The 5,805-nt window shown below is 73.1% G+C and carries 5 protein-coding genes; 4 read left to right on the plus strand and 1 reads right to left on the minus strand.

Annotated features, from left to right (window positions below):
• On the minus strand, positions 1–872 hold an 872-nt coding region (locus tag ND748_RS23150), incomplete at its 3' end, for an exodeoxyribonuclease III (RefSeq protein WP_251748069.1).
• Between the two features lie 59 nt (positions 873–931).
• Here ND748_RS23150 and ND748_RS23155 point away from each other — a divergent pair.
• The 4 genes from ND748_RS23155 to glnT all read left to right on the plus strand — a co-directional run.
• On the plus strand, positions 932–1,651 hold the full coding sequence (locus tag ND748_RS23155) for a dihydrofolate reductase family protein (protein WP_251748070.1): 720 nt from the start codon (positions 932–934) through the stop codon (positions 1,649–1,651).
• Between the two features lie 101 nt (positions 1,652–1,752).
• Positions 1,753–2,622 carry a DUF1206 domain-containing protein gene (locus ND748_RS23160; RefSeq protein ID WP_251748073.1) on the plus strand — a complete coding sequence of 290 codons (870 nt, stop codon included), beginning with the start codon at positions 1,753–1,755 and terminating at the stop codon, positions 2,620–2,622.
• Between the two features lie 212 nt (positions 2,623–2,834).
• Entirely contained in the window at positions 2,835–4,274 is a 1,440-nt protein-coding gene (locus ND748_RS23165) for an MFS transporter (protein ID WP_251748071.1), read from the plus strand.
• A 388-nt stretch (positions 4,275–4,662) separates the two neighbouring features.
• A partial coding sequence (glnT, locus tag ND748_RS23170; RefSeq protein ID WP_251748072.1) for a type III glutamate--ammonia ligase occupies positions 4,663–5,805 on the plus strand: 1,143 nt, incomplete at its 3' end.

Raw genomic sequence — 5,805 nt, forward strand, 5'->3', positions numbered from 1 at the left:
CCGGTGGACGATGACCGGCCGCCGCCCGGGCGGCCCGCCGAGCCGCGACTCGACGGCGGCGGCACCATCGGGCCCACGTCCCCGTCCGGCGCGACGTCCAGGTCGACAACGACCGGCGCGTGGTCGCTGGTCCCGGTTCCCTTGCGGGCCGCCCGGTCCACCCACACCGCGCGCACCCGGGCCGCGACGTCGGCGGACGTCAGCGTCAGGTCGATGCGCATGCCGAAGTTCTTCGGGAAGCAGAGCTGGCGGTAGTCCCAGTAGGTGTAGACGACGTCGTCGGGCCAGCGGGTGCGCAGGACGTCGACGAGACCGGCGTCGCCGAGCTCCCCGAGGGCGGCGCGTTCGGCCGGAGTGACGTGCGTGGCGCCGGCGAACTGGGCGACGTCCCACACGTCGGCGTCCGTCGGGGCGATGTTGAAGTCGCCCAGGGTCATCAGCGGGCCCCGGGTCACCTCCGCGGCGACGACGTCGCGCAGGGCGGCCAGCCAGGACAGCTTGTAGGCGTAGTGGGGGTCGTCGACGGTGCGCCCGTTCGGCACGTACAACGACCAGACCCGGATGCCGTCGCAGGTCGCGGCGATCGCGCGGGGTTCGGGGTTCGGGAAGCCCGGGCCGCCCGGCAGTCCCCGCACGACGTCGTCGAGGCTGCCCCGCGACAGGATCGCCACGCCGTTCCAGCGGCCGTCGCCGTGATGGGCGACCCGGTAGCCCCGTCGGAACAGATCCTCGTCGAACAGCTCGAGGAAGGCGTCGTCCGACAGCTTCGTCTCCTGCAGGCACACCACGTCCGGTTCGGCGCGGTCCAGCCACTCGATCAGCCGGGCCTGCCTGGCCTTCGCGGAGTTGATGTTCCACGTCGCGATCCGCACAGCAGGTCACGGTAGTCCCGTGCCGCGCCGGCCCCGCCGCCGCTCCCGATCGGCATGCCATGCTGACGCGCGTGGACGGCGAGCGCACGGCGGTGGGGCGCCCCTACGTGATCTGTAGCTGCGCGGTGTCGCTGGACGGCCGGATCGACGACTGCTCGGATGCGCGACTGATCCTCTCCGGCCCGGCCGACCTCGACCGGGTCGACGAGGTGCGCGCCGGGTGCGACGCGATCCTCGTCGGTGCCACCACCGTGCGGCGGGACAACCCTCGTCTCGCCGTGCGCGCCGAGCATCGTCGCGCCGCGCGGGTCGCCGCGGGCCTGCCGCCGACGCCGATCAAGGTGGTGCTCTCCGGCGGCGGCGACCTCGACCCGCGTTCCCGGCTGTTCGGCACCGACCCGGTCGACACGCTCGTCTACCGGCGCGACGGTGGCGCCGCGCCCGGCGGCCCCGTTCCCGGCGGGCGGGTGAGCGTCGTCGACCTGCCCGGTCGGCCGCTGGTGGACATCGCCGCGGTGCTCGCCGACCTCGCCCGCCGGGGAGTGCGCCGCCTGCTGGTCGAGGGCGGAACCTCGGTGCACACCGCCTTCCTCACCGCCGGTCTCGTCGACGAGCTCCACCTCGCCGTCGCCCCGTTCTTCGTCGGCGAGCGGGACGCCCCGGCGTTTGTCGGTCCCGGCACCTTTCCCCAGGGTGTCCACTCCCCGCTGCGACTGGCCGAGGTCCGACAACTCGACGATGTGGTGCTGCTTCGGTATCTGGTGCCGACGTCGGCCTGAGTCCGCCTCGTCCGGTTTCGCGCGCCCCGGTTTTGTGGGGCCCCGGCCGGGCATCGCTCCATCCGGATCAACCGATCCCATGGTCCGAGGGAGTGATCACTGTGTCGGTGCAGACCGGCGGCCGGCTGCGGCACGCCGTCACCAGCGGCGGCGACGCTGGCGGCCAGGCCAAGGGCGCGGCGCGTCAGGCCCGCCACAGCCGGACCGTCGACATCACCGCCCGGATCGGACTCGCCGGACGGGGTCTGGTCTACGTCCTCATCGGCGTTCTCGCGTTCCAGGTCGCGTTCGGACTCAGCAACGCCCAGACGAACCGCAACGGCGCGCTCGGGGAGATCAAGGACAAGCCGTTCGGGTCCGCGGTCCTGGTCGTCATGGTCATCGGCTTCCTCGGGTACGCGGTCTGGCGGCTGCTCGAGGGCGCGGTCGGCGTCCAGGACGAGAGCGACGAGAAGAAGCGGACCGCGAAGCGGGTGGTCTCCGTGGCGCGGGGCGTCATCTACCTGGCGATCGCCGGAAGCACGATCAACTTCCTCGTCTCGGGCGGCGGTGGGTCCGGCGAGCCGGCGCCCTGGACCGCGCGGGTCATGCGCAACGACGCCGGCCGGGTGCTCGTGGGCATCGTCGGCCTCGTGGTCGTCGGCATCGGTATCGGCATGATCATTCGTGGGGCGAAGCGAAAGTTCGAGGAGAAGCTGAAGATCGGCCAGATGGGCGCGTTCGCCCGTAAGATCGCCAAGCCCGCGGGTCTCGTCGGCTACATCGTGCGTGGCGTCGTGTTCGGGCTGGCCGGGGTGTTCGTGACCAAGGCGGCGATCGAGTTCGACCCGAAGGAGGCCAAGGGCCTCGACGGCACCCTGAAGACCCTCGCCGGGCAGGCGTACGGCCAGTGGCTGCTCACCGTGTGCGCGATCGGCCTGGCGCTGTTCGGTGTCTACTCGTTCTTCGAGGCCCGCTACCGCAAGCTCTGACCGGCGGCCAGCCGGGCGACGGCGGCCCCGATCGGTGCCCACAGGCGCCGGCCGGCGGCCGCTTTCGCGCGTCCGCGGAACGCCCGGATGACCGGTCCGGCACGGTAGCGTGCTTTCTGCCCGAACCGGCGGGCGCCGAGCTGCGGGGTCGGCGGAGCTGCGGGGTCGGCGGAGCGGCGGAGCCGTAGGTCGGCAGAGCGGAGGGGGCGCGGGTGCGGGCTGGCCGGTCGGCGGGCGGCGCGTCCCCCCGACGGCGGCCACGTCCCGCCGCTCTGCTCGCCGATATCTCCCCGCTACGTGAACATCCCGCCTACCGCCGGCTGTGGGTGGGGGAGACGGTTTCCGCCCTCGGGTCCCAGATCACCGCCACCGCGGTGCTCCTGCAGGTCTTCGCCGTCACCCGCTCGTCGTTCCAGGTCGGCCTGGTCAGCCTGGTGGCGCTGGTGCCGCTCGTCGCCGGCGGGCTGTTCGGCGGCGCGATCGTCGACGCGGTGGACCGCCGCCGCCTCGCCATGATCACTTCTGTTGGGCTGGCGGCCGTCTCGGCCGCGTTCCTGCTGCTGACTCTCGCCGGTGCCGTCGACGACGTCGCCTGGCCCCTGATGTGCCTGGTCGCCGTGCAGTCCGCGCTGCTGGCCGCCGATCAGCCGGCACGCCGGGCGATGACGCCCAATCTGATTCCGTTCGAGCAGCTGCCGGCCGCCAGTGCCCTGGCCCAGATCGGCGGCACCGCCGCCGGGGTGTTCGGCCCGCTCATCGCCGGCGTGACCGTGGCCGCCGGCGGCTTCTCGATCGCCTACGCGGTCGACCTGGTCACCTTCGCCGCCCCCCTGTACGGGCTGGCCCGGCTGCCGGCGATGCCACCGCGCGGCGGCGGGCGCGGCGCGGGGGTGGCCAGCGTCGCAGAGGGACTGCGGTTCCTGCGCGGGCAGCCGGTGTTGTTGATGACCTTCGTGGTCGACCTGATCGCGATGGTGTTCGGGATGCCGCGGGCGTTGTTCCCGGCGCTCGCCGAGGGCCGCTTCGGTGGGGGCAGCGCGACGGCGGGGGCCATGTACTCGGCGGTCGCGGTCGGCTCCCTGCTCGCCGCCGGGCTGTCCGGCCCGCTCGGCGGGGTCCGCCGCCAGGGGCTCGCGGTGGTGGTGGCGATCGTGCTGTGGGGCGGGGCGATCGCCGGCTTCGGGCTGGCCCACGACATCGCGCTCGGCCTGGCGCTGCTGGCGCTCGCGGGCGCCGCCGACATGGTCAGCTCCATCCTGCGCAACGCGATCCTCAATGTTGCTACCCCCGACGAGATGCGCGGGCGGCTGCAGGGCGTGTTCCTCGTCGTCGTCACCGGCGGGCCACGGCTCGGGGACCTGGAGTCCGGCAGCGTTGCGGCGGTTACCTCGCCGGCGTTCTCCGTGGTCAGCGGGGGTCTGGCCGGCATCGGCTGCCTGCTGCTGGCCACGGCCGCCGTACCCGCGCTGATCCGCTACGACGCGAAGGCCGCCGTCGCGCAGGCGCGGGCGCGGTCATCGGAGCCGCTCCCACCTCTCGCCGCAGCTTCCCCGGTGGTCGCAGCTTCCCCGGCGGTCGCAGTCTCTCCGGCGGTCGCAGTCTCTCCGGCGGCGGACCCATCCACCGGGCCCGATGCATCCGGTGGGCGATGATCGTGGTCCGGCGACGGCGACGGCGACGGCCGCATTCGGGACGGGACTCGACCCGGCTCCGGCAGTGGCGCGCACACCTGGACCGGTTCCGCAGAACACCATGATCGTCAGGGTCAGGGTCAGGGCGGAAGTATTCCTGTACATCACCGATCTTGCGCAGATACGAAGATCGGCCGTGGTGGGCCTCGGTCCTCGGCGGCGTGCCGGGCCTGTGTGGCCGGGGAGTGCCTGTCCCGGGTGGGAGGGGCGGGGCTTTGCCGTACATGCGACCGGACGGAGCGGAACGTTACGGGATCGTTACTCCGCCGTCGTTCTCGCGTCATCGCCGCCTCGTCAAATCCCAGTGAACGATGGTTCATGTGGGGAGACGCATCGGGGGTGATCGACCGTGGCCGGCACGTCGAGCTCTCCGGCCGCGTCGCTTGCGGAACAGGCCGCCGCCGACGGCACGACCTTCGTCCTGGCGACCTTCGTCGACCTCGACGGCAAGCCGTGCGCCAAGCTGGTCCCGGCCGCGGCGCTCGACCGTGCCCAGGCCGACGGGGTCGGGTTCGCCGGCTTCGCGGCCGGCGGCACCGGTCAGGTGCCGGGTGATCCGGACATCGTCGCGATGCCCGATCCGGACTCGTACGTGGCGCTGCCGTCGGTCCGGCCGGGGCTGGCGATGGTGCAGTGTGACCCGCACGTCGACGGCGCGCCGTGGCCGTTCGCGCCGCGGATCATCCTGCGCCGGCTGCGCGAGCGCCTCGCCGGCGCCGGGATGTCGATGCAGGTCGGCGCCGAGTGCGAGTACTACCTCGTCCGCCGCGGTCCGGCCGGCACCATCGGCCCCGCCGACGCCGAGGACGCCGCCGCGAAGCCCTGCTACGACGCCCGCGACCTCACCCGGATGTTCGACCACCTCACCGACGTCTCGGCCGCGCTGAACGCCCTGGGCTGGGACAACTACGCCAACGACCACGAGGACGGAAACGGTCAGTTCGAGCAGAACTTCGGCCACGCCGACGCCCTCACCACGGCCGACCGGGTCATCGCCTTCCGTTACCTCGTCCGGATGACGGCCGAGCGGCGCGGGATGATCGCCACCTTCATGCCCAAGCCGTTCACCGGGCTGACCGGCAGCGGCATGCACCTGCACGTGTCCCTCTGGGCGGGCGATCGGGCGCTGTTCCCCGACGACTCCGACCCGCGCGGCCTGGGCTTGTCCCCGGTTGCCTACTCCTTCATCGGCGGGGTGCTCAGCCACGTGCCCGCCCTGCTCGCGCTGCTCACCCCGACGGTGAACTCCTTCAAGCGGACGGGTGCGCCACCGCCGACCTCCGGCGCCACCTGGACGCCGACCCGGGCTACCTACGGCGGCAACGACCGGACCCACCTGATCCGGGTGCCGGACGGGGATCGGGTGGAAATCCGGGTGGTCGACGGCGCGGCGAACCCCTACCTGGCGATCGCCGGGCTCATCGCGGCGGGCCTCGACGGCCTCGACGCCGGGCTCGACCCGGGCCCGGTCGGCGGACTCGCCGGGCCGGGC

The sequence above is a fragment of the Frankia sp. AiPs1 genome (genome assembly GCF_023716945.1).
In the GTDB taxonomy this organism is placed as follows: Bacteria; Actinomycetota; Actinomycetes; order Frankiales; family Frankiaceae; genus Frankia.

Excerpts from the sequence above, each read along its gene's own strand:
- ND748_RS23155 (WP_251748070.1), top strand. The coding sequence starts at position 932 with ATGCTGACGCGCGTGGACGGCGAGCGCACGGCGGTGGGGCGCCCCTAC.